The organism is Vibrio sp. 10N.222.46.A1 (genome assembly GCF_041473595.1).
GTDB lineage: Bacteria > Pseudomonadota > Gammaproteobacteria > Enterobacterales > Vibrionaceae > Vibrio > Vibrio tasmaniensis_A.
In genome coordinates this window covers 1-2,365 of record NZ_JBFRSN010000636.1, presented here as the reverse complement: position 1 = coordinate 2,365, position 2,365 = coordinate 1, and the positions used below count along the sequence as shown (strand labels likewise).

At 42.2% G+C, this 2,365-nt stretch carries 2 protein-coding genes and 1 pseudogene; 1 reads left to right on the top strand and 2 read right to left on the bottom strand.

The genetic code is table 11. The annotated features are described in order from the left end of the window. Positions 1–295: 295 nt before the first annotated feature. Both AB4496_RS17450 and AB4496_RS17445 read right to left on the bottom strand, forming a co-directional pair. Positions 296–691: a cytochrome b562 gene (locus AB4496_RS17450; RefSeq protein ID WP_012600383.1), complete on the bottom strand. Its 396-nt coding sequence runs from the start codon at positions 689–691 to the stop codon at positions 296–298. A gap of 182 nt (positions 692–873) precedes the next feature. After that, complete coding sequence (locus tag AB4496_RS17445) at positions 874–1,620, bottom strand: phosphatase (protein WP_009845603.1); 747 nt, start codon at positions 1,618–1,620, stop codon at positions 874–876. A gap of 278 nt (positions 1,621–1,898) precedes the next feature. On the opposite strand from AB4496_RS17445, the pseudogene AB4496_RS17440 reads away from it, so the two are divergent. After that, positions 1,899–2,365 (top strand): annotated as a pseudogene (locus tag AB4496_RS17440) (metal-dependent phosphohydrolase); the annotation flags it as partial.

The window sequence follows — 2,365 nt, the reverse complement described above, 5'->3', positions numbered from 1 at the left end:
TGAGGGACTTGGAATATAGGTAAACGTAAAGATTAACAGCAAGTTAAAAAATTGAAGCTAACGCACACTCTTTTTAGTTAAAAACTGGTTACAACCAAAGAGCCAAAAGAATGTTACGCGTCTATTAGCAGTAAAATGTCTAGAAAAATAGCAGTAAACTGTTTAGAGAAACGACAATAAAAAACGCCGCCTTACACCTTCCCCTAAAGAGGGTAATGTAAGACAGCGTTTTAGAAATCGAATCTTGAGGTTTTGCTCTTTGTTACGTATCTAGCAAACTCAATTGATTAGAAAATTAACCGAAGATCTTGCTCCAAATGCTTGGATTACGCTTCTCATGGTACTCTTCACGAAGGCCGTCAATAGTACGAAGTTCCTGCTGTGCCGACTCTAAGTCACCTTGGTCTAGCTTCTGCTCAATGCTATCCAATGATGCACTGATCTTTTTGAAACCTTCCATGAAGTTATCTTCTTTCTCTATTGGGTAAACACCCGTTTTGAGCTCTGCCACTAGCGTATCTAAACGAACGATAGGCTTTTGCATCTCTTCAATGCTTTGAGCTTCTGCCGCTTGTTTGAACGCAAGCTTCATTTCTTGCATGTTTTTCTTAAGGTCAACATTAGCAAATGCGTTGCCAGACAATACTGAAGCAGCGATTAAGCCAGATAAAAGGATTGAGCGAGTTTTCATTATTTCTCCAAGTGAAGCGGTGTCTTTGAAGTTAGAGCCATCATTATTGTACTGTGGCACTTCGACTTTATTATTTTCGGTTAGTGTATACAAAAATCCGTCGGGCACAAAAATTGATTGTGTCGAAATGCAAACTAGCTAGCTAACCAATGACTAAAAAGTATAAAGTACCGGACAAACCATCACTCAAATACCGAAAACTCGGCAATCGATTGACGACCACGTAATACCAAAAAGGCTAGGAATTGCTGTGGTGAATGGGTAATCACTTTACTCGAATCCACGCCCACCTCACCAAGTAGTGAAGACACGAGATCCAATCCACCCACATCTATGCAGAAATGCGCATCGCTACCTGTCGTAATAAACGCACCTTTCGCTTTAGCAATTCTTGCGATCTCGTAACAACGATCAACACTGCCAACGCGGCTATTGCCTTTAAGCGTGGTGTTATTAATTTCGATTGCTACGTTATGTTCCGCCGCACATTGAATCACAACTTCAAAATCGAAATCAAAATTTGGGTTGCCTAAATGACCAAGTGCATCAACACGACCGCCTTTAATCACATTCAACAATGCTTCTGTATGAGTAGCAACATCCGACGGGCGAAAAACGGGCTCGTGGAAGCTGGCAATCACCCAATCTAGATTCTTATCCACACTCGGATGAATGTCGATTTCACCCTGTGTGTTCATGATGTTTGACTCGACACCTCGAATAATAGCGACATCTTCAATAAAACGAGGGAGCACACGTTGGTTACTGAAGAACCAATAGTGTGGCGCGCCCGGCATAGACTCGGAATGGTCGGTCGTACAAAACATAGCTAAACCGTTTTGTTTTGCCGATTTTGCATTCTCGATCAACGTGCTGTAAGCATGACCACTTGCGTATGTGTGGGTGTGGGTGTCTACTTTTAGTTCCATGAATCAATGCCCTCTTCGCTCGGTCAAAAAACGTGCTTAAGAAATGAGTGCTTAATAGCAACAATTCGACCAGTTTATCAGTTGAAAGTGACAATTAGCACCCAAACATAAAGGTTTATTAGGTGTTCATTTACACGACACGGGAATACGTGGCTACCAGAAGACGCTAACGCTTTTCTTATCTAAGTAAAATCGATCATACTCGGTAATTACGCCAATTTTTTGCAACCTACCCAAGTTCGTCAATACTTAAACCAGTCTACAAACTGGAGTGTTAGATGAGAAGAAGACGATATCCGCTGAGTATCCACATCACTAGCCTTTTCCTAATTTTGACAACACTTGTCGGTGCGGTATTGATTTCGATAAGTTATCGGCACTCCCAAGAGCTGCTGTTAGGCACAGTGCGCGAGATCAGTAATGAGCATCGCGACAAGCTGGAATCAGTATTTAAACAAGCCATTGCCCCTGTCATCACAACCTTAAATGTGATGGCGGTGAGCCCGTTTGTTGCTCATCAAACTTCCGCTGTCGAAAAAGACTCTTGGCTTGCTTCGGTCGATATCATCTTCAAACAAAACACCAATTTGGTCGCTCTATTTTATGGTTCTGAAGATGGTGACTTTAGAATCTTTCGTCCACTAAGCACCAATAAACAGAGAGCCGACAACAACGCTCCCGCCAAAGCTACCATGATGGTCAGCAGCACCAATCTAGATGGTGAAAACTTTATTACCTTTCTCGA

Bases quoted from the DNA above. Each gene is read 5' to 3' on its own strand.
- AB4496_RS17450 (WP_012600383.1), bottom strand. From the start codon at position 691: ATGAAAACTCGCTCAATCCTTTTATCTGGCTTAATCGCTGCTTCAGTA.
- AB4496_RS17445 (WP_009845603.1), bottom strand. From the start codon at position 1,620: ATGGAACTAAAAGTAGACACCCACACCCACACATACGCAAGTGGTCAT.